This window comes from Streptococcus halitosis (genome assembly GCF_027691175.1).
Taxonomy (GTDB): Bacteria; Bacillota; Bacilli; order Lactobacillales; family Streptococcaceae; genus Streptococcus; species Streptococcus halitosis_A.
This window is the reverse complement of the sequence record NZ_JAQFBD010000001.1, coordinates 328,685-349,526: the sequence shown is the minus strand read 5'-3', so window position 1 is coordinate 349,526 and position 20,842 is coordinate 328,685. Positions and strand designations below refer to the sequence as shown.

14 protein-coding genes are annotated in these 20,842 nt (G+C 41.2%); 3 read left to right on the top strand and 11 right to left on the bottom strand.

All coding sequences use genetic code 11. The annotated features are described in order from the left end of the window. Window positions 1-95: 95 nt before the first annotated feature. Together PG086_RS01755 and PG086_RS01750 are read right to left on the bottom strand one after the other, a co-directional pair. Window positions 96-2,063, bottom strand: a complete 1,968-nt coding sequence (locus PG086_RS01755; RefSeq protein WP_270747515.1) for a peptide ABC transporter substrate-binding protein — start codon at window positions 2,061-2,063, stop codon at window positions 96-98. 168 nt (window positions 2,064-2,231) lie between these two features. Then, window positions 2,232-3,842, bottom strand: coding sequence for a glycoside hydrolase family 13 protein (locus PG086_RS01750; RefSeq protein ID WP_270747514.1), 1,611 nt, complete (start codon window positions 3,840-3,842; stop codon window positions 2,232-2,234). A gap of 152 nt (window positions 3,843-3,994) precedes the next feature. On the opposite strand from PG086_RS01750, the gene PG086_RS01745 reads away from it, so the two are divergent. Beyond that, the gene (locus tag PG086_RS01745; RefSeq protein ID WP_084872496.1) at window positions 3,995-5,479 is read left to right on the top strand and encodes a DUF1846 domain-containing protein; all 1,485 of its coding nucleotides are present in this window, start codon (window positions 3,995-3,997) and stop codon (window positions 5,477-5,479) included. Window positions 5,480-5,613: 134 nt separating this feature from the next. On the opposite strand, the gene PG086_RS01740 is transcribed toward PG086_RS01745, so the two are convergent. Genes PG086_RS01740 through PG086_RS01720 form a run of 5 tightly spaced genes read right to left on the bottom strand, consistent with a single transcriptional unit; the run spans window position 5,614 to window position 9,542 of the window. After that, the gene (locus PG086_RS01740; protein WP_270747513.1) at window positions 5,614-6,645 is read right to left on the bottom strand and encodes a sensor histidine kinase; all 1,032 of its coding nucleotides are present in this window, start codon (window positions 6,643-6,645) and stop codon (window positions 5,614-5,616) included. Continuing rightward, window positions 6,612-7,310 carry a response regulator transcription factor gene (locus PG086_RS01735; RefSeq protein WP_084872493.1) on the bottom strand — a complete coding sequence of 233 codons (699 nt, stop codon included), beginning with the start codon at window positions 7,308-7,310 and terminating at the stop codon, window positions 6,612-6,614. The genes PG086_RS01740 and PG086_RS01735 overlap by 34 nt, the downstream gene beginning before the upstream one ends. A gap of 12 nt (window positions 7,311-7,322) precedes the next feature. Then, complete coding sequence (locus PG086_RS01730; protein ID WP_084872492.1) at window positions 7,323-8,045, bottom strand: lantibiotic ABC transporter permease; 723 nt, start codon at window positions 8,043-8,045, stop codon at window positions 7,323-7,325. Next, window positions 8,045-8,833: an ABC transporter permease gene (locus tag PG086_RS01725; RefSeq protein WP_270747512.1), complete on the bottom strand. Its 789-nt coding sequence runs from the start codon at window positions 8,831-8,833 to the stop codon at window positions 8,045-8,047. Before PG086_RS01725 ends, PG086_RS01730 begins: the two co-directional genes overlap by 1 nt. A gap of 1 nt (window position 8,834) precedes the next feature. Then, entirely contained in the window at window positions 8,835-9,542 is a 708-nt protein-coding gene (locus PG086_RS01720; protein WP_084872489.1) for an ABC transporter ATP-binding protein, read from the bottom strand. 286 nt (window positions 9,543-9,828) lie between these two features. On the opposite strand from PG086_RS01720, the gene PG086_RS01715 reads away from it, so the two are divergent. Further along, entirely contained in the window at window positions 9,829-10,311 is a 483-nt protein-coding gene (locus PG086_RS01715) for an S-ribosylhomocysteine lyase (protein WP_000032556.1), read from the top strand. Between the two features lie 59 nt (window positions 10,312-10,370). Here the strand turns inward: PG086_RS01715 and PG086_RS01710 are convergent, their stop codons facing one another. From PG086_RS01710 to pflB, 3 genes are all read right to left on the bottom strand, one after another. Continuing rightward, the gene (locus PG086_RS01710) at window positions 10,371-12,476 is read right to left on the bottom strand and encodes an ATP-dependent Clp protease ATP-binding subunit (RefSeq protein WP_270747510.1); all 2,106 of its coding nucleotides are present in this window, start codon (window positions 12,474-12,476) and stop codon (window positions 10,371-10,373) included. A gap of 451 nt (window positions 12,477-12,927) precedes the next feature. Beyond that, entirely contained in the window at window positions 12,928-16,011 is a 3,084-nt protein-coding gene (locus tag PG086_RS01705; RefSeq protein ID WP_270747508.1) for a Spy0128 family protein, read from the bottom strand. 318 nt (window positions 16,012-16,329) lie between these two features. Next, window positions 16,330-18,645: a formate C-acetyltransferase gene (pflB, locus tag PG086_RS01700; protein ID WP_000260616.1), complete on the bottom strand. Its 2,316-nt coding sequence runs from the start codon at window positions 18,643-18,645 to the stop codon at window positions 16,330-16,332. A gap of 237 nt (window positions 18,646-18,882) precedes the next feature. Here pflB and dinB point away from each other — a divergent pair, with 237 nt between their 5' ends. Then, window positions 18,883-19,944 (top strand): DNA polymerase IV, encoded by a 1,062-nt coding sequence (gene dinB, locus PG086_RS01695; RefSeq protein ID WP_084875903.1) that lies wholly within the window; start codon window positions 18,883-18,885, stop codon window positions 19,942-19,944. A 33-nt stretch (window positions 19,945-19,977) separates the two neighbouring features. Here the strand turns inward: dinB and PG086_RS01690 are convergent, their stop codons facing one another. Next, window positions 19,978-20,823, bottom strand: a complete 846-nt coding sequence (locus PG086_RS01690; RefSeq protein WP_000280786.1) for an undecaprenyl-diphosphate phosphatase — start codon at window positions 20,821-20,823, stop codon at window positions 19,978-19,980. Window positions 20,824-20,842: the final 19 nt, after the last annotated feature.

The window sequence follows — 20,842 nt, the reverse complement described above, 5'->3', positions numbered from 1 at the left end:
TATTCAAAAATGTAAAGTTACTGCCTTTATGACAACTGGTGTCTAAAACAAAAAAGGGAGCACAGTTTCCTGCAACTTCCTTTTCTATTTATAGATTACTTGACGTGTTTTTCAAGTTCTTTTTGGTATTTGGCATTTGTCTCGATTTTTTCTTGTTGCCATTTCTTGAAGGCTTCTTCGTATTCTTTTGCAGTCACAACATCCTTTTGCAGCTCCAATCCTTTGAACACAAATGGATCTCCCTTGATTCCAACTTGAGAGTAGGCTTTTGTGAACGGTACAGTACGGCTAACCGTTGGAGAACCACCTGAAGAAGCAACTGGGATTAAGAGTGAGCTATCAGACACCCAAGCTTGAGCTTTGGCGTATTTTTCATAACGCTTATTAAGGTCGCTAGTTTCAGCTGCAGCATCATCCAAGAGTTTCTTGTATTCGTCCAGTCCAACTTGAGCCATCACTTCTGGATCTTTTCCGCGAGTAATTCCCAAGTGTTTGAGGGCAGAACCCTTCTTGGCATCAAGAATGTTGAGGTAGGTAGCTGGGTCTTGATAGTCAGGTCCCCAACCAGTTCCGTTCAAGTCATAGTCTTTTTGGGATGGTACCTTGGCTTGAGACGTAATGCTCATTTTTTCATTATCGGTCATTTGAAGGACATCGACAATGACATTCTCTGTACCAAGTGTTGATTCAATAGACTGCTTGAGTGAGTTAGTCTGTTGAACGGCAATCACATCTGTTTGTTCAACCGGGATATCCAAATGAATTGGGAAGGTAACCCCTTTGCCCTGCAATTCTTCCTTGGCTTTAGCAAAGGCTGCCTTAGCCTTTTCAGGGCTGTAAATCGTATCCTTGCCATCTGTAAGAGCTACATCTTTCCACTGGTCTCCATATGAAACGAGCTCTGCCTGTGCCAACTCTCCAAAGGTTTTTTCGCCCACTTGAACGTAGTCATGAGGCACTAGGCTGTTACGAATAATCTTGTCTGCACCTTCTTCACCATTCAACTGAGCAGTATAAGAATGACGGTCAAGAGCAAAGTTCAGCGCCTGGCGGAAGTTCTTGTTGAGAAGAGCTTCTTTCGTTGATGTTTTTTGAGTTTCGTCTGTTTTGGCTGTTTTATTGTAAGATTGACGGTTTACGTTAACAGTAAGATAGTAGCTTGTCGCTTCTTGTGGACTGTAAACAATCTTATCGCCATACTCTTTTTTAGTTGACTCAAAGTTTGAGCTTGTTGGGAAGAGACGAGCTGTTGTATAGGCACCTTGTGTAAAGCTACGAATCAAAGATTCTTGGTCAGATCCATCGTAGAAAGTTAATTTGACATTGTCAATCTTAACATTGTCCTTATCCCAGTAATTTGGATTCTTTTCATATTCAATGGCTGATTTTGAAGTCAATGATTTCAAGAAATAAGGACCGTTATAAAGGATGCTTGATGGAGTTGGCGCACCGTAGTCGCCCCCTTTAGAATTCAAAAACTCTTCATTTACTGGAAGCATGGTCGCAGTTGTGACTTTAGAGTTCCAGAAACTTTCTGGCTTGTTGAGCGTATATTCTACCGTGTAATCGTCAACAGCCTTGACTCCTACTGTAGAAAAGTCATTGCTTTCTCCACTGATGTAGGCAGCTAATCCTTTGATAGAATCTTGAATCAAAGTAAGACCATCTGATTTCCCGTCAGCAGCATGTTTAAGCCCAGTAACAAAGTCTTTGGCCCTAACTTCAGCGTATTCTTCTCCATCAGAAGTATACCATTTTACACCCTTACGAAGTTTGTAGGTATAGGTCAAGCCATCTTTAGAAACGGACCAGTCTTCTGCAAGCGACGGAATCAAGTTCCCGTATTTATCATTTTCCAAAAGGCCATCGACAACGTTCGCTATAACATCAGAAGTTGAACTCTTGCTCGTCACACTGTAGTCCAAAGATGATGGATCCATAGCATAGACATAAGAGAATGTCTTGGGCGCATCAGCCTTCTTTTCACTTTGCCCACAAGCAGTTAAAAGAAGGGCTGTGCTCAGGACGGCACCTGCTCCTAAGAGCCACTTTTTCGATCTCATAAGTAATCTCCTTTAAGATAGTATTTTCACCATTATACCCTATTTTTTCATAAAAGCAAGGGCTTTCGACAGATTTTTTAGAAAATTCTAACAAATATTTTTAAAGACTTTTCTACATAATTTTTACTAAAAAGGCCCCAAGCTACAAAAGCTTGAGGTTCCCTTATTTTAATCCGTTAGTTCCACACAGAAAGCATCCCATGGTGCCAAGACCTGTTTTTCAACTGCTTCTTTAGCAGTAGTGTTTTCAATCAAGATTGACTTAACTCTTCCTTCTACTGAAAGGTTTTGTTTTTCATTGGACAAGTTAGCCACAACCAGGAAGCGGCGGTCACCGTCCTTACGGATATAAGCAAAGACCTTGTCAGCTGTATCAAGCAATTCAAAGTCGGCTCGAATCAGCCAGCTGTTCTCCTTACGAATTTGAACGAGTTTTTGATAGGTATAGAAAATAGAATCTGGATTCGCCAGCGCTTCTTGAACGTTGATTTCTTGATAGTTTGGATTAACTGCTAACCAAGGTTGACCTGTTGAGAAGCCAGCATTTTTGCTTTCATCCCACTGCATCGGGGTACGGGCATTATCACGACCAATAACACGGATACTGTCCATGATTTCTTCCATCGGAACGCCTTTTTCAAGAACTTCACGCGCATAGTTGAGAGATTCAATATCTTCTACTTGGTCCAGTGTTTCAAATGGATAGTTGGTCATCCCAATCTCCTCACCCTGGTAGATATAAGGTGTCCCTCTCATGAGATGAAGCAGGATTGCAAAGGCTTTAGCAGATTTTTCACGATATTCTTGGTCATTTCCCCAGATAGAGACGATGCGAGGAAGGTCATGGTTATTCCAGAAGAGGGAATTCCAGCCGTCTTCAACTCCTAACTCAGTCTGCCATTTGTTAAAAATCTCTTTCAACTTCCCTACATTTAACTCTTTTTGGTAATGCCACTTAGGTTGCCCTTCTTGATATTGAAGACAGATGTGTTCAAACTGGAAGACCATAGACAATTCTTGTCCCTTTGGATCCGAGTAGAGCTTAGCAATCTCTGGCGTTGCTCCCCAGGTCTCTCCTACTGTTAAGAGATTCTTATCTCCAAAGGTCGCCTGATTCATTTCCTTGAGATAGGGATGAAGCATAGGACCATTATTAACCACTTTCTCATCAGGAATTTTTCCAATCATGTCAATAACATCCATACGGAAACCACCAATACCTTTATCAATCCAAAAGTTCATCATCTCGTAAATTTTCTGGCGCAGTTTTTCATTTTCCCAGTTGAGATCCGGCTGTTTCTTGCTGAAAAAGTGGAGATAGTACTGACCTGACTTTTCATCGTATTCCCAAGCAGACCCACTAAAGATAGACTCCAAATCATTAGGCTCATCCCGCCAGATATAGTAGTCACGCTCGGGGCTATCAGGATTCTCACAAGCCTCAACAAACCAGGCATGCTCATCCGAGGTATGATTGACCACCAAGTCCATGATAATTCGAATGTCACGCTTCTTAGCTTCTGCGATGAGTTGGTCCATATCCTCCATGGTTCCAAAAATAGCTGCAATCGCTTGATAATCAGCAATATCATAGCCATTATCATCCATCGGACTGTCATAAACAGGAGAAAGCCAAATCGCTGTGATCCCTAACTTAGCTAGATAGTCCAACTTACTAGTAGTTCCTGGCAAATCACCAATTCCGTCTCCATTGCTGTCCATAAAACTCTTTGGATAGACTTGATAGACCACGGCATTATGCCACCATTTTTCTTGCATCTTCTTACCTCATTATTTTAATAATCTATAGTCTATGATAGCGCTTTTTAAAATTTTGTGCAAGCGTTTGCTTAATCTTTTTAATTTCTTTTTTGACTCCGCAGTTTCCTAACTTCCAATTTTTTATTATAATAGAGGTCAGAGGTAAAAAAATGAAAAAACAAGCTTTTAGTTCTGAACAATATTTGAATCTACAACGCGACCACATTTTGGAGCGCATTAACCAATTTGACGGCAAACTCTATTTGGAGTTTGGTGGCAAAATGTTAGAAGATTTCCACGCTGCTCGCGTTCTTCCTGGTTATGAGCCTGACAATAAAATCAAACTCTTGCAAGAATTGAAAGAGCAGGTTGAAGTTGTGATCGCCATTAACGCAAGCAACATCGAGCATTCTAAAGCGCGTGGCGACTTGGGCATTTCTTATGACCAAGAAGTTCTTCGTTTGATTGATAAATTCAATGAATTAGGGATTTTTGTTGGTTCCGTTGTCATCACACAGTACGCTGGCCAACCAGCTGCAGATGCCTTCCGCAACCAGTTAGATAAAAACGGGATTGATTCTTATCTTCATTATCCAATCAAAGGATACCCGACGGATATGGATCACATCATTTCTCCAGAAGGTATGGGGAAAAACGACTACATCAAAACCAGTCGCAACTTGATTGTCGTAACCGCTCCTGGACCTGGTTCTGGAAAATTGGCAACTTGCATGTCAAACATGTACCACGACCAAATCAATGGTATCAAGTCTGGTTACGCTAAATTTGAAACCTTCCCAGTTTGGAATCTTCCCCTTCATCATCCGGTCAACTTGGCCTACGAGGCTGCAACCGCAGACCTTGATGATGTCAACATGATTGACCCCTTCCATCTTCAAACTTACGGAGAAACCACTGTCAACTACAACCGTGATATCGAAATTTTCCCAGTGCTCAAGCGCATGTTAGAGCGCATCCTCGGCGAATCTCCATACGCTTCTCCAACAGACATGGGTGTCAACATGGTTGGCTTCGCTATTACAGATAATGAGGCTGCTATCGAAGCCTCTAAACAAGAAATCATCCGTCGCTACTATCAGACTGTACTTGATTTTAAAGCTGAAAAGGTCGGAGAAACTGCTGTCAAGAAGATTGAACTTCTCATGAACGATCTCGGTATCACACCTGCAGACCGTCAGGTTGCTGTCGCTGCACGCCAAAAAGCAGAAGAAACTGGTGGCCCTGCCCTAGCCCTTGAATTGCCAAATGGGGAAATCGTGACTGGTAAAAACTCTGAACTCTTTGGTCCTACAGCTGCTGCCTTGATCAATGCTATCAAAAAATCAGCTGACATCGCTAAGGAAGTGAAACTAATCGAGCCTGAAGTCGTCAAACCAATTCAAGGTCTTAAAATCGATCACCTAGGTAGCCGCAATCCTCGCCTCCACTCAAATGAAATTTTGATTGCGCTAGCCATCACAGCTATGGAAAATCCAGATGCTGCACGTGCCATGGAAGAACTTGGTAACCTCAAAGGAAGCGAAGCCCACTCAACCATCATCTTGACCGATGAAGACAAGAATGTCCTTCGCAAACTAGGTATCAACGTAACCTTTGACCCATTCTACCAATACGATCGCTTGTATCGTAAGTAAATAAACAAGGCTGGACAAAAACTCAATTTGAGAGAAAAATCCAGTAAATCTTTACATAATAAAAAAATCAAACGCATAATATCAAGTCTTTTGGACACTTGGTATTATGCGTTTTTATAATCTTCCATCCTCATTTATTTTAATGAAATTGTCAACTCGACAGAGGCTCCTCCTTGATCTGGATTGAGCAGGGTCAGACGGCCACCATGCAAGAGAGCTACCTGCTTAGAAAAGGCTAAGCCGATACCATGATGGGGATTAGCTGAATTGCGGCTTTGGTCACTCTGGTAAAAGAGCTGTTCCGCTCCCAGCAGCATCTCCTCTGAAAATGCTGGACCGTTATTCCAGATAGCAAAAACCAACTGATCCTGCTGCACTGATACCGTCAGCTTGACTTCCTTTTGGTCCTGATTAGCATGTTCAAGCGCATTCAGTAAAATATTGAGCAAAGCTCGCTTGAGATAGTCCAAATGAATCGACAAAATCAGACTAAGGTCACAATCTTCTTGGAGAGAAAAACGATAGCTTTCCTGTTTGCTGAACAGTGCCCAATCGTCCTGGAGATAAGCCAAAAAGTCCTCTAAGGAAAGCTGACTGAACTGATTAGCATCAATCTGAAAAGTCTTAGCGTAATCAATCAAAGAGCCACAATACTCTTCCATCTTGTGACTAGCCTGCAAAATCTCAACAGCATAGTCTGCCTGTGGATAGCCCAACTGCGCCAATTCCAAGAGCTCAGCATTCCCCTTAATCACAGTTAGGGGCGTTTTCAAATCGTGCGATGTCGCTGATAACTGTAAAATCAACTCCTGATTATGCTGCTGCTCTTTTTCTAGAAGACGAGCATTTTCTTGGTGGCTACTCCGTAAATCGCTATAGACTTCTAGCATTTCCTCAATCCGAAAAAGCTGGCTTTGATTTTCTTTTAAAAGCTTCTCGCTCTTTAGCATTTTTATTTCCCTGTCGATTTTTCGGAGCAATTTCAAAATATGATAAAAAGTAATCAGCAGCAAGCTCCCTGCCCAGAAGAACAAGGCGAAAAGAACGTGATCACTTCCTTGCGTAAATTCATAACCTATAAGCACAAAAATCAAAACATGGAAAAAGACGATTTTCAAGCTAGTTGTCCAGACTAGGCTTTTGAAATTTCGGGTTCTAATTGCCATCTATAGCCTACTCCTCTCACTGTTGCGATTGCTTGCAGCCCTTCTTGTTTGCATTTTTGGCGAATCTGATATACGTATTCTGAGATAGAGCGAAGTTGTGTTTCTGAGCTTTCTGGGTAAAGCAAGGTATGCAGGCGTTCAGCTGAAAAGGTCTGCTTGGGATTGCTAGCTAGTAAATGTAGCAACTTAAACTCTCGCTCTGAAAATTTCAAGACTTTACCAAAACAGGCAACTTCATAGCGCTCTGGATAAAATTGACAAGAAGCAATTTCAGAGTATCGCTCCTCCCGTCTTTCCTCCCGCCGAAGATGAGCTCTGACACGCGCCAGCAATTCTTTGGTTCCAAAAGGCTTGACAATATAGTCATCTGCTCCGCGAAAGAGTCCTTCCACCTTGTCCGCCTCCAATTCCTTAGCCGTCAAAAAGATGATCGGACACGAAAGATGAGGACGAATGTAGGAACACAGCTCAAAACCATTAACAGGCTCCATCATCACATCCAGCAGAATCAAGTCATATCCGACAAAATGCGTCAACTCTAGGTCTTCTATCCGATCAAGCGTTATCACATCATAAGCATCTAGCTCTAGGACGTTTTTTACTAGCTTCAAAATGCTCCGGTCGTCATCAACTACCAAAATACGATACTGTCTCATGAGTTCCATTATAGCATACCTCTAGCGAACATCTCGTTTCAAGGTTAAAAATATGGCAGAGCTCCAAACCAAAGCTAACCATAAAAGCTGTATCCCCAGCCCTGAGAGATCTATTGACTGCTGAATCCCTTCATACTCAAAAAGATTTAGGGTAGCCAGATCGGGCAGGTACTTTGCCTCCTTGATGAACGTTGCCAATAAACGGCTGAGACCAATCAAGAGAGGAAAGAGCACCGACACCGGCACAACCCAAGATTGAAAGAGCAAAGCGAGGCCGGCAGTTAAAAAAGCCAGAAAAATATTGCTGAGAAGACCAAAAGAGCTGTAATAAAGAAATTTCCCTAGTAAGGACCAGCTAAAGCTTAGGTCAAAACGAGCCAGCATAACAAGGAAACAACTGCCTATCATGACACTGTAGAGAACCAAGAGCAGCAAGTCCAGAAAAAGGAATTTCCCAGCCAACCAAGCCTTTCTATTTGATACGGTTAGAAAATTCGTTCGCATCCCAGACTTGACAAACTCCTGGGCAAAATAGAGAGAAGTAAAGATGACGATGACAGGCTGCGCCAGATAGAGGGCATGCAAAACCTCGCTCAGAGCCTTCGTCTGACCAACTGCTATCTGACTGTAGTCAAGATTCATCAGAAAAAATGGAACAGCTACCATAGCCACTAAGGCTGCACCAAGAGCGAGATAATAAGAACGGAACTTAATCCATTCACTTCTAAGCAGAGCTTTTATCATCAGTAGCGCCCTCCCAAATCCGTCTTCAAAAAGCGCAGAGAAGCCATGCCGCCGATGACTAGCAACCATGCACCAAGTATCAACAGCCCTTGCAAGGGATTGTTAGCATATTGGGAAGTTGGCGTTGCAGCAAACAACTCTCCTGCTGGCTGTGGCAAATAAGTCCCCCAACTCGTGTGAGCTGCCAGGTAGTTTCCCAGATTATAGATCTGTGGTACGAGAAAAAGCAGAGGAACTAGCATGGTCCGGGCCAATAAACCTAACAAAAACGAAAGGATTCCTAATAAGGTTAGAGATAAGGTTTTCCACAAAATCAAACTCCAAGCTGCCGGATTGAGCAGAATCGGATCAAGCCCTTCCTTTCCTAAAGCCAGATGCATGACCATATAACTAAAGTAGATTGATAAAAAGCTAGTGGCAAGAGAAAAGCAAGCAAAGGTCATGAGTTTCCCCACAAGCAACTTCAGGCGGTTATTACAGGTCAAGAGACTGGTTCTCAAGCTATGAGACTGAAATTCCATAGCTCCCAAAATTCCAGCTAAAATGACCAAAACCATGACCGCCATAGAAGCCCCGTTGAGACCTAGATATTCCAGCGGATCAATGGCGTTTATCAGATTAGGAACCGTCTCAGGTGTAGCATCCAAGCCGATAGACAAATACTGTCGACCCTCCAGCCAAGATACGACAGGCACCAATAGTAGCATGAAGGCCACACTCACTTTGAAAGCCTTGATTGATCGGATTTTCAACCATTCTGAATGCAATAAAGACATCGTTTCTTTCATCTTAAACCTCCTCTGTCAAATCAAAGAAGAGATCTTCTAGACTGTCTGAATCTTGCAGCACCTCTTCCAATCGTCCTTGCTCAATAATTCGCCCATGATGAATCAAGACTACATCATCTGTCACCATTTGCACCTCTGATAGGATATGGGAAGATAGAAGTACCGTTTTCCCTAAATCAGCCTGCTGACGGATGAACTTTCTAAACCACTTAATCCCACTTGGATCCAGCCCATTGGTCGGTTCATCTAATATAAGAAACTGAGGATCACCCAGCAAAGCTGCTGCCAAACCTAAGCGTTGACCTTCCCCCAGAGACAGGCTTGACAAGAGATCCTTCCTCTTATGAGCGATTCCAGTCATCTCCAAAACCTCATCGATCCGAGACTTGGGAATAGCATTACTTGCCGCAATAATCCTCAAGTGGTCATAGACCTTTCGATTTGGCAGACCGCCAATGCCATCAAAGGCTGCACCTACCGTTCTGAGCGGATAGGTCATTGATTGATAGGTTTGCCCATCAAAAGTTGCAGTCCCTGCTGTCGCCCAATCTAACCCCAAGAGAATCCTCAAGGTCGAACTTTTCCCCGCACCATTTGGGCCTAGAAAAGCTGTAATCCGACCGCTTCTAGCTGTAAAAGAAATATCTTCTAAAATCTGCTTGCTGCCATGCTTTTTGCAGACGCCTTCTATTTTCACCATATGTTCCATACTGAACTCCTTTATCTTTATTTTCTCCAGTATACCCAATCTAGTTCAGAATTAGTTCAGAGATTAAACAGAAATTTCAGAAAAAGTTGATCCACTTTTCAAAAGTCGCTCTAGCTTCATTAGAAAGAACTCAGTTTTTCTTTTCCTTTACTCCATTCTTTTTTATAATTCTGAGGTTTATATATAGAGACTTTATTATCATTCTAGTCTCAAAAAGTTATTTATCAAACTCCATCAACAGCACCCTTTATGATATAATGAAAAAAGAAAACTGAAAGGAACTACCATGTCAAAAGAAGTTATTGTTGAAAGTTTTGAACTTGACCACACTATTGTTAAAGCACCCTATGTTCGCTTGATTGGGGAAGAAACAGGGCCAAAGGGAGATGTCATCTCCAACTTTGATATTCGCTTGGTACAGCCAAATGAGGACTCTATCCCTACCGCTGGCCTTCACACTATCGAACACCTCTTGGCAAAACTCATCCGTACCCGCATTGACGGCATGATTGACTGCTCACCATTTGGTTGCCGCACAGGCTTCCACATGATTATGTGGGGACGCCATACTAGCGCTGAAATTGCGGCCGTTATCAAGGATTCGCTCAAAGAAATTGCTGAAACCACTACTTGGGAAGATGTCCCTGGAACAACCATCGAATCTTGCGGAAACTACAAGGACCACAGCCTCTTTTCTGCCAAAGAATGGGCGAAACTCATCCTGGAACAAGGAATCTCAGACGATGCCTTTGAGCGCCATATCATCTAAACACAAAAGGAACTAGCTTTTTAGCTAGTTCCTTCTTTTTTTATTCTCAAAATCTTGAGTTAGGCTTTTTCACGAATAACCAAAACGCCATCTTCCATATCTGCTTCCAAATGTTTAGCATCTAGATGATCCAAGTGGAAGTCCGTCACCTTATCACGGATTTGTTGTTCCACCACGCGACGGAGCGGACGAACACCCATAACTTCGTCATAGCCTTCTTCTGTGATAAAGTCCTTAGCTGCTTGGCTAACTTCCAAATCAATGTCTTTCTTAGCCAAGGTTTGGTTAACTTCAGCCAACATCAAGTCCACAATCTTAGAAAGGTCTTCCTTATTCAAGTGTGAAAACTCGATAACTGCGTTAAAGCGGTTAAGGAATTCTGGACGGAAGAAGGGTTTCAAACGATCCATCAATTCTGGTTTATCCGCATCTTCTGTCAAGTTAGCTTCATAGCCAAATCCAGCATTTGATGTTGCGATAATGACAGTGTTCTTGAAGTTCACTGTATTTCCTTGACCATCAGTCAAACGACCATCATCCAAAACTTGGAGGAGAAGGGTGATTACTTGAGGATCAGCCTTTTCAATTTCGTCCAAGAGAATGATAGAGTATGGATTACGACGAACACGTTCTGTCAAGGTATTGCTATTGTCATCATACCCAACATAACCAGCTGTTGTACCGATTAACTTAGAAACAGCTGTACGGTCACTATATTCGGACATATCCAAACGAATGATAGCGTCCTTAGTTCCAAACATATCGAGCGCCAATTGCTTAGCAAGTTCTGTCTTACCAACCCCAGTAGGCCCTACAAAGAGGAAGCTACCAATTGGGCGATTGCCTTCATCAAAACCAGCACGGTTACGACGGATGGCACGAGCGACAGCTTCTACCGCCTTATCTTGGCCAATAACCTTGTGTTCCAAGCGATGAGCCATATCTTTCAAACGTTCGATGTCTGATGCTCCCATTTGTGACACTGGAATACCTGTCATTCGTTCCACAGATTCAGCCACATCGTTGACACTTGCAGTCACTTTCATGTCTTCTGTGTGGTTTTCGATTTTTTTCTCCAATTCTGCAATGCGTGTTTTGGCATTAAGAGCTGCTTCAAAGTCTTCTGCCTCAACTGCTTTTTCTTGCTTGTCTTTTTCTGCCTCAATTTCACGTTCAACAGCATGCACATCTGTTACAGGATGTTGAGCTGCCAAGTGAGCAGCCGTTACATCGACAAGGTCGATAGCCTTATCTGGCAAGCTACGTTGAGGAATGTATTGGACAGAATAATCAACTGCTGCTTTCAAGACTTCGTCTGGCAAAATGACATTGTGGTGTTGTTGATAGAGATCACGAATCCCTTGAAGGATTTTAAAGGTATCCTCTGCTGAAGGAGCATTGACCTTCACTTCGTTGAAACGACGAGCAAGAGCTGCATTTTTCAAGATGGTGTTACGGTATTCGTCTTGAGTCGTTGCCCCAATAACGGTCAACTCACCTCGAGAGAGAGCTGGTTTGAGAATATCTGCAAGCCCTTTAGATCCGCTGTCTCCACCAGTGCTACCAGCACCGAGAATTTGGTGAATTTCATCAAAGAAGAGGATAATATTTCCTGCTTCTTTTACTTCATTGACTAAGTTTTGAACATTTTCTTCAAAGCTACCACGGTATTGAGTACCAGCCTCAAGACCTGAGATATCAATAGAAATAATTTCCTTGTTCTTAATAGCAGCTGGAACATCTCCGTTCACAATGGCTTGTGCTAGACCTTCGACAACGGCTGTCTTACCAACACCTGCATCTCCGACCAGAACAGGATTATTTTTCGTACGACGTGAGAGGATTTCAGCTGTTTCTTGAATTTCCTTGTTTCGTCCGATAACAGGATCCAACTTGCCCTCACGAGCTTCTGCTGTCAAGTTACGACCTAGCTTAGCAAGGACACCGTCTTGTTTCATACCTGAAGCGTGTTGTTGCATTTGCACCTCAGATTCTGCATTTCCTGGTAATTGACCAGTTGCACGATAGTGAGCGAATTCCTCAGGTGTCACTTCTCGTCCATTAATCAAGTAGCGACGGTTCTCAGAACTGTATCCTCGCATGCCACCCATCAATTGGTTAAATAAATCATCCATGTTGTTAAAGTTATTAAAGTTGTTGTTCATATTCTTTACCTCGTTTATTCTTAATTAGATGCGATCTCTGATATTGACTATCTTTGACCTTTGTTTTAAAAATTTTAGACTAGCTAACTTGCTACCCTAAGAATAACTTCTGGTTTTTCTTTTTTAAATAAGCCTTTTATCATTTTCTTTTCAAAGTCTGTTAGATTTAACATAGGCCCCACCCCTTTCTAGGGTATCTATTATATATTTTCAAGAAATAGAATCATTGAAAATGAGTTTTTCTAAGGAAGTCATTTTCCTTATGTTTCTACTATATCACATTAGTCAGTAAAAGTCAATAACTTTTTGACTAAATTTGACTATTTTTAAAAAATTATTTTGAAGTACAAAAAAGCCCCTAGAAAACGAATTTTCTAGAGACTTTCTCTATCAGGTTTAAGAGAGAAGTAGAATTCTCACTTACCAAGTTTCATGTTTCTTCTACGAAAGCTTAAGCTTTACGTTTTACGCAGAATACCAGTCCACTCAATGCCAAGACTACAAATCCAATTGCTGAGAAGATAGATGTTGCTTCACCTGTTTTTGGAAGTTCAGCTTTACCTTTAGTCTCCGTAGCTAGAGGTGTTGGTTTTGGTTCCTCTTTTTCTCCTGGTTTATTTGGATCTGGATCCGGTGTTGGGTTTGGATCCGGTGTTGGATTTGGTGTTGGTGTTGGGTTTGGATCCGGTGTTGGATTTGGATTTGGTGTTGGTTTTGGTGTTGGGGTTGGATCCGGTGTTGGGTTTGGAACAGTGTATTTATTTGTAAATACAACTGCTTTACCATCTGCATATGAGACAGTCGCAGTCAAGAGACCTTGACCATCCGCAACTACAGTGACTGTTACAGTATGCTCAGTCTTATCGTATTCAATACCCTCTTCAGTACCAACTTTTTCAACCAAGGTATAAGTGTGAGTACCTGCTTCTTCGAATGAACGAACAAAGGCCACTTTACCTTCTGCAGTATTCTTAGCTTCTGCTACAACTGCACCATTTTCTTTCAATTCGAAAGTATAGGCATCAGCCGCAAGTTCTTTACCTTCAAGTTTCTTAGTTGCTTCAATCGTAGCTTCTACTGCTGGTGCTTTAAAGCTATTCGTGAAGACACTACCTGCTGGATATTCAACAGTTGCCTTCAAGGCATTTGTTGCTGCATCTTTGGTTACTGTTACTTTTACAGTCTTTTCTGTATCGTAAGTAATACCAGTTGCTCCGGCATTCACTTCTTTTACAGTATAAGTATACTCACCTTCTGCATCATAGTTGATTGCATTAAATGTTACTTTTCCGCCTTGATTTGTTTTTGTATCAAGTAGTTTTGTACCTTCATACAATTCAAATTGGAATTCACCATCAACCAAAGCACGACCAGTCAATTCTTTCGTAAACTCAAGTGTTGCTGATGTAGCTGTTGGAGCTGGTTCTTTATAAGTGTTAGTGAAGACACGTTCTGCATCCGCATTTTCTACAGTCGCAACCAATTGACCTTGACCGTTATCTGCTACATTCACTTTAACTGTATAAGATTCAGTTGAGTAAGTCACACCTTTTTCGCTACCTTCTTTTTCAGTAATAGTGTAAGTGTGCTCTCCTGCTTCTGTGTAGTCGACCTTGAAGGCAACTTCGCCTGAAGCAGTATTCTTAGCTTCTGCTACAACTGCATCTTTTTCTTTCAATTCGAAAGTATAAGCATCAGCCACAAGCTCTTTACCATTCAAGACTTTCTTAGCTTTGATTGTCGCGCTTGTTGAAGCGGCTTTATAAGTGTTGGTGAAAGTTGGTTCTGCTGAAGTGACAGAAGCTTTCAATACGCCACCTTGGAATGCTGCGGTTACAGTAACTTCCTTGCCTTCCTCATCAAATTTGATACCATCGATTGCTTTTGAAGTATCTTCTTTGATGATGTAGTGATAAGTTCCTGCACCTTTCAACTCGATATTCTCAAAGGTAATCGTTCCGTCAGCTTTTGATTTCGCTGTAGCTACTGGAGTCTTCAAGTTCTCTGCTGTGTATAGGTTGAAAGTAAACTCATCTGCTTTAGGAAGTTTATCTGTACGACCTTCTACCACTTTCTTAGCAGTCACATTGAATACAGCTGGAACTGGTTCATCTTTAAGATTAATAGTAGAACCTGCTGCTCCGAGTTTAACTGTATACTCTTTCTCATCTAGCTTATAGCCAGCTGGGGCTGTCTTCTCTTTAATCTTGAAAGTTTTACCTTTCCATTTCTGATCATAAGTTTTAGTCAGTGCTACTCCTTTTTCATTTGTAGTCACTTCTGTTGTTTCACTTGCATCATCTGCTGCCGTTACAGTATAAACTGCTCCTTGAACAGGTGCAAGAGTGAAGGCATCTGTCTTATTAATCTTAATTTGGTAAGCTGTAGAAGCCACGATAGTCCCTGAAATCAAGGAAGTCGCTTCTGCTTTCATGCTAAGAGCTCCTGGACGACTTGTATTTTGAGCCAGTTTTGTTCCGTCTGCTAGAGACAAGGCTGCGATATTTGCTACTTTAGTACCATCATTTGGAGTTGTTGTATTATAAGTAACAAAGTAAGATGTCGTTCCATCTTTAAAGGTTATATCGAACGAAGTATAGTTTTCATTCCAAGCAACAGTATATTCTTTCCCCTCAGATAATAATACAGCATCATCAGGAACAGCGGACGTTCCACCTGTAATATCCGCCCTGTAAACTCTCAAAGTTTCTGGTATGTATTGAGCAGGAGTATAGGATGTATCGTCGTTTGGAATCGTATCGTGTAGAACAATGTTCTGTCCAAAATCTTGTTTTTCCGTATTTACACGTACCCTCCAGTTTGAAACAGCATCTCCTTTGCTAACTGATCCAATAGCTGCTAATTTTTCAGAAGTCCAATTGTCACGTGATGCCTGCCCCCCTGCCTTTGCATAGTTCTCAGTCCCAACTTTAGGACCTGAAATCGTTTTCGAACTATAAACATGTTTAATTTCTTGCTTCATTGAAGAAGAATTAAAATTAATTGGAGTTTTATTTTGATCCTTTAAGAATCTAAATGATGCAGAAAAGTTACCAGATACATCCTTTACTTTGTCTCCTCCAGTTTTAGCCAAGTATTTATCCAGGTTCTTCAAGGTTATCTTTGCCTTGCCACCTTGGTCATTACCATTGGATGTGACTACTGCCTCTCCTATAGCTACTTGAGTAACCGGATCAATCAACTCCTGATTACCATTATAAACCGTCATGGGAGCCGGAATATCAAAAGTAAAATAATCCCCGTTATTCAAGTTCTCATTGTACTGCTTGAGATCGAACGTCACGCGAAGCTTATATGCTAAATTCGTACGAAGCGAGAAATCTCCTTCTGAACTCACATTTTGCTTAGTATCTGAAGCATCTAACAGATCAATACCTGTAATTACTTGTGTCAATTCTTTTGAAACAGGATTATCTGCTTTAACAATGCCTATCAAAACAGATGCTAGGCCTAAAATAGCAAAAGCTAACGCAGAAAATTTAGAAAGCATGTTTAACGCTTTGCTTTTCGACATCTCTTCTCCTCTTTTCTATATGAAATTTTTATTTCTAATCTCCCTAAGAGATTACATCATACCATTTTGACAAACCCTATCACTAACTAGAGTTTATCCATTATATTATAACATCTCAATACAATCTATTCAAGTTTAATAACTAGAAAATATATTTTTATAAGATTTTATTATATTATTCTCTCGAATTTCAACACATTGTCACCAGAATTAACAAGATCTCTCAGTATTTTTCATATGATATGTCGAAAATTTATCTTTTAGATATAGAAAAAAGCCAGTCCTATAGACTAGCTTTCTTTCCATTCTAATTGAATCTTAGCTCAATGCGTCATCCATTGAAAGAACTTCGTGGAAGACACGTTGTGTCAATTCAGTTTTTTGTTCTGGAGTGAGGTATTTAGTGTTTACACAGTATCCTGAGATACGAACGATGACATCTTCGCCATTCATAATCTTGTCATAAACATCTTTCAAGTCCATTACGTTCAAGTTACAGTGTTGTCCACCGTTTTCGAAGTAACCATCAAGGATTGTTACCAAGTTGTCCACTTGTTCGTCACGAGTTTTACCAAGAGCACGAGGTGAAACTTGAGTTGTCAATGAGATACCATCAGCTGCGTAACCAAAGTCAAGGCTAGCAAGTGAGTTCAAGTTTTGCAACCATCCACCTTTAGCTTTGTTAGATGGGTTAGCACCTGGTGAGAAGAATTCAAGTTTAGACAAGTTCACAGAACCATCTTCGTTGAGGTATACGCCTTTGTGGACTGGTGAGTTACCAGTTTGTTTAGAGTAAGCAACGTTAGATGTGATGGTCAAAAGTGATACTGTGGCTTCTGCGTTCTTGTAGAGTTTGTGGCTACGTAGACGAGTTGTGTAAGCTTCAATCAACCATTCTGCCAATTCGTTTGAGCGTGGATCATCTTCACCCCAACGTGGGTATTCACCGATTGTTTCGTAATCGTAGATGTAGCCATTTTCGTCACGGATTGGTTTAACTGTAGCGTATTTGATTGCTGACAATGTATCAACAGTGTTGGCAAATCCACAGATACCGAATCCCATGTTTGCACGTTGTTTAGTTGGCAAGAAGGCCATTTGAACAGCTTCGTAGTTGTACTTATCAGTCATGTAGTGGATGATGTTCAAAGCATCTACGTAAGTGTCAGTCAACCAGTCAAGAGATTTTTCAAAGTTAGCTTTAACTGATTCGAATTCAAGAACTTCGTCACGGATTGGTTCGATGTCAAATACCTTGTAGTCTTTGTGAACATCGTCGTAACCACCGTTCAAACCAGTAAGAAGGGCTTTCAATACGTTAACACGAGCACCGAAGTACTGGATGTTGTGACGTTGTTCTTCATTTTCTGGGTCAAGTGGAGATACACAACATGAGATACAGCTCATTTCACCGTATCCGTCTTTAGCCATTGTTGTAACACCTTCATATTGGATTGAAGAGTGTTTGTGGCTCATGTGCATACAGTAACGACGGAAGCTATAAGGTAATTTGTCAGTCCAAAGAACTGTCAAGTTTGGTTCTGGAGAGTTACCGATATTGTCAAGAGTATTCAAGAAACGGTAGTCCATCTTAGTAACACGGTGACGACCGTCGTTACCCATACCAGCCATAGAAGTTGTGATGAAGGTTGGGTCACCTGAGTACAATTGGTCATAAGCTTTTGTACGAGCAAATTTAACTGTACGAAGTTTCATAACGAAATCATCAACGAATTCTTGGATTTCTGATTCAGTAAATGTACCACGAGCAAGGTCACGTTCTGCAAAGATATCGAGTACGATTGGCACACGTCCTAGAGATGTTGCAGCACCGTTGATAACACGGCAGACAGCCATGAAGGCGATGTTCACCCATTGGATAGCTTCTTTGACGTTCATCGCTGGTTTGCGAACGTCAACACCGTAAAGGTCACCCAAGCGAACAACTTGTTGCAATGCTTGGTATTGAAGGTTTACTTCTTCGCGAAGACGGATTGTTTCTTCATCAATTTCTTTAATTGCATTCCAGTCGTTTACTTTTTCTTGCATCAAGTAGTCTGCACCGTAAAGAGCAAGACGTGCGTAAACACCGATGATACGTCCACGTGAGTAAGCATCTGGAAGACCAGTTACAGTGTGAGCGTGACGAGCACGACGGATATTTGAAGTGTAAGCACGGAAAATACCGTCGTTAACTGTTGTTACGTATTTTGTAAAGATTTCGTGAACAGCTGGATCTGGTTCGTATCCATTTTCTTTTAAAGTAGTTTCAGCCATACGGATACCACCTTTTGGCATGAAGTTCAATTTGAAGAGTTCATCGTTTTGGATACCAAAAATCAATTCGTTTTCTTTGTCGATAAATCCAGCAGGAATATCAGCAATAGATGTTGGACGAGTGTCCATTGGGAAACGAGTTTCTTCGTAATGTGCTTTTGTTTCTTCTACAATTTTTTTGATGTGAAGTGAACGTTCTGTTGGTCCAGCAAGGAAACTTTCATCTCCATCGTAAGGTGTATAGTTAGCTTGAACGAAGCGAGAAATACTTGCTTTTTCTTTCCAATCTACGCCTTTGAAGCCTTCCCAAGCTTTATCAAAAATATCTTGTGCTTCAACAACTGTCTTAACAACCATGTTAATGTCCTCATTTTTCTTTCTAGTAACAACTATCTGTTACATTCATAAGTCAAGTATACCACACAGTAACCGATTTCAACAAGGAGAAAACAGCCTTTTTAGCGCTTTCTTTTATAATACAGGCTGTTTTTTGATATTATCTGTATTATATTTTTGAAAGTTAGACTACTCTTTTCCATTTTTTCAGAAAAAACGGTATAATGAGAAAGAAAATACGGCTAGAAAGGAAGCTAAATGCTCATATTTCCATTGATTAATGATTTGTCTAGAAAAATCATCCATATCGACATGGATGCCTTTTTTGCTGCGGTGGAAATCAGAGATAATCCTAAGTTAAAGGGCAAACCTGTCATCATCGGGAGTGACCCCAGACAAACAGGTGGACGTGGTGTCGTTTCTACCTGTAGCTATGAGGCGCGAGCTTTTGGTGTTCATTCAGCCATGAGCTCTAAAGAAGCTTATGAGCGCTGTCCCCAAGCTATCTTTATCTCAGGAAATTATGAAAAGTATAAGACTGTGGGACTTGAGATTCGTGCTATTTTTAAACGCTACACTGATTTGATTGAACCTATGAGTATTGACGAGGCATACTTGGATGTAACGGAAAATAAACTCGGTATCAAGTCAGCTGTCAAAATAGCCCGCCTCATCCAACAAGATATCTGGCAGGAGCTACATCTGACTGCTTCTGCAGGCGTCTCTTATAACAAATTCTTAGCTAAAATGGCTAGTGACTATCAAAAACCACATGGTTTAACAGTCATCCTCCCAGATCAGGCTGAGGATTTTCTCAAACAAATGGACATTGCTAAATTTCACGGTGTGGGCAAAAAAACAGTTGAACGGCTTCATGAAATGGGCATTTATACTGGTGAAGACTTATTGGCTGTTTCTGAAGTCACTTTAATCGATCGGTTTGGTAGACTTGGTTTTGATCTTTATCGAAAGGCTAGGGGCATTCATAATTCACCGGTCAAGGCCAATCGTATTCGCAAGTCCATTGGCAAGGAAAAAACCTACGGAAAAATCCTGCAAGTAGAAGAAGACATCAAAAAAGAGCTGACTCTTCTCTCCGAAAAGGTAGCTCTCAATCTCAGCACGCAGGACAAAGCTGGAAAAATCATTATCCTCAAAATACGATATGCTGACTTTTCCACTCTAACTAGACGAAAAAGCCTCCCAAAAGCAACACAGGACGCTAGTCAGATTTCTCAAACTGCCCTTCAACTCTACGAAGAACTAGCTGAAAAAGAAAAAGGCATCCGTTTACTAGGAGTCACAGTAACAGGATTTTAAAAAGCTTGAAGGAAGATTCCCTCAAGCTTTTTCTTATACAAATAAACGCACAAAACTATAGAGCAACAAGACACTACCGAGTACGATACGGTATTTACCAAAGAGGGTAAAGTCGTGCTTCTTCACATAGCCAGTCAAGAAGCGAATAGCAACCATGCTGACCGCGAAGGCAACACCCATAGCAACCAAAAGCAGGAATAGTTGTCCAAAACTCAATAGTTGACCTGCTTTAATAAATTTGAAAATCTTTAAAGCACTAGCTCCGAACATAACAGGAATTCCGAGATAGAAGGTAAACTCTGTTACGACAGAGCGACTCGTTCCATTTAACAAACCACCGACAATCGTCGCACCTGAACGGCTCGTTCCTGGGAAGAGGGCGAGGACTTGGAAAAGTCCGATATAGAGGGCTGTCTTGTAGGGAAGCTTTTCAAGTTCTGTGACTGTTGGTTCAATAGCTTGCGCCTTATTTCTTTTTTCAAGATAGATAAAGGCAACCCCATAGATAATCAACATAATAGCAACTGATACCATATTATGAAAATGAGTGTCAAACCAATCATCCAGCTTAAAGACTAACAATAAAGGCAAGGTCGCAACGAGGACTTTTGACCACAATTGCCAAGTTCGACGGACTTCTACCTTATTTTTACCAGGTTTAAAAGGATTAAGCTTGTTAAAGTAAATGACCATAACCGCTAAGATAGCGCCGAGCTGAATGACAACATTAAACATGGACATGAAGGCTTCATTTTGGTCCTTGTATTGTACAAATTCTTCAACTAAGATTAAGTGACCAGTACTTGAAATGGGCAACCATTCTGTAATTCCTTCAACAATCCCAAAAAAGATCGACTTCAAAATTTCAATAAGATACATGTATTACTCCTTTTTCTGT

Coding starts and splice junctions, on each gene's coding strand:
- PG086_RS01705 (WP_270747508.1), bottom strand. CDS start 16,011: ATGTCGAAAAGCAAAGCGTTAAACATGCTTTCTAAATTTTCTGCGTTA.
- PG086_RS01715 (WP_000032556.1), top strand. CDS start 9,829: ATGTCAAAAGAAGTTATTGTTGAAAGTTTTGAACTTGACCACACTATT.
- PG086_RS01740 (WP_270747513.1), bottom strand. CDS start 6,645: ATGGCAATTAGAACCCGAAATTTCAAAAGCCTAGTCTGGACAACTAGC.
- PG086_RS01735 (WP_084872493.1), bottom strand. CDS start 7,310: ATGGAACTCATGAGACAGTATCGTATTTTGGTAGTTGATGACGACCGG.
- PG086_RS01690 (WP_000280786.1), bottom strand. CDS start 20,823: ATGTATCTTATTGAAATTTTGAAGTCGATCTTTTTTGGGATTGTTGAA.
- PG086_RS01710 (WP_270747510.1), bottom strand. CDS start 12,476: ATGAACAACAACTTTAATAACTTTAACAACATGGATGATTTATTTAAC.
- PG086_RS01725 (WP_270747512.1), bottom strand. CDS start 8,833: ATGAAAGAAACGATGTCTTTATTGCATTCAGAATGGTTGAAAATCCGA.
- PG086_RS01750 (WP_270747514.1), bottom strand. CDS start 3,842: ATGCAAGAAAAATGGTGGCATAATGCCGTGGTCTATCAAGTCTATCCA.
- dinB (WP_084875903.1), top strand. CDS start 18,883: ATGCTCATATTTCCATTGATTAATGATTTGTCTAGAAAAATCATCCAT.
- PG086_RS01720 (WP_084872489.1), bottom strand. CDS start 9,542: ATGGAACATATGGTGAAAATAGAAGGCGTCTGCAAAAAGCATGGCAGC.
- PG086_RS01730 (WP_084872492.1), bottom strand. CDS start 8,045: ATGATAAAAGCTCTGCTTAGAAGTGAATGGATTAAGTTCCGTTCTTAT.
- PG086_RS01745 (WP_084872496.1), top strand. CDS start 3,995: ATGAAAAAACAAGCTTTTAGTTCTGAACAATATTTGAATCTACAACGC.
- PG086_RS01755 (WP_270747515.1), bottom strand. CDS start 2,063: ATGAGATCGAAAAAGTGGCTCTTAGGAGCAGGTGCCGTCCTGAGCACA.
- pflB (WP_000260616.1), bottom strand. CDS start 18,645: ATGGTTGTTAAGACAGTTGTTGAAGCACAAGATATTTTTGATAAAGCT.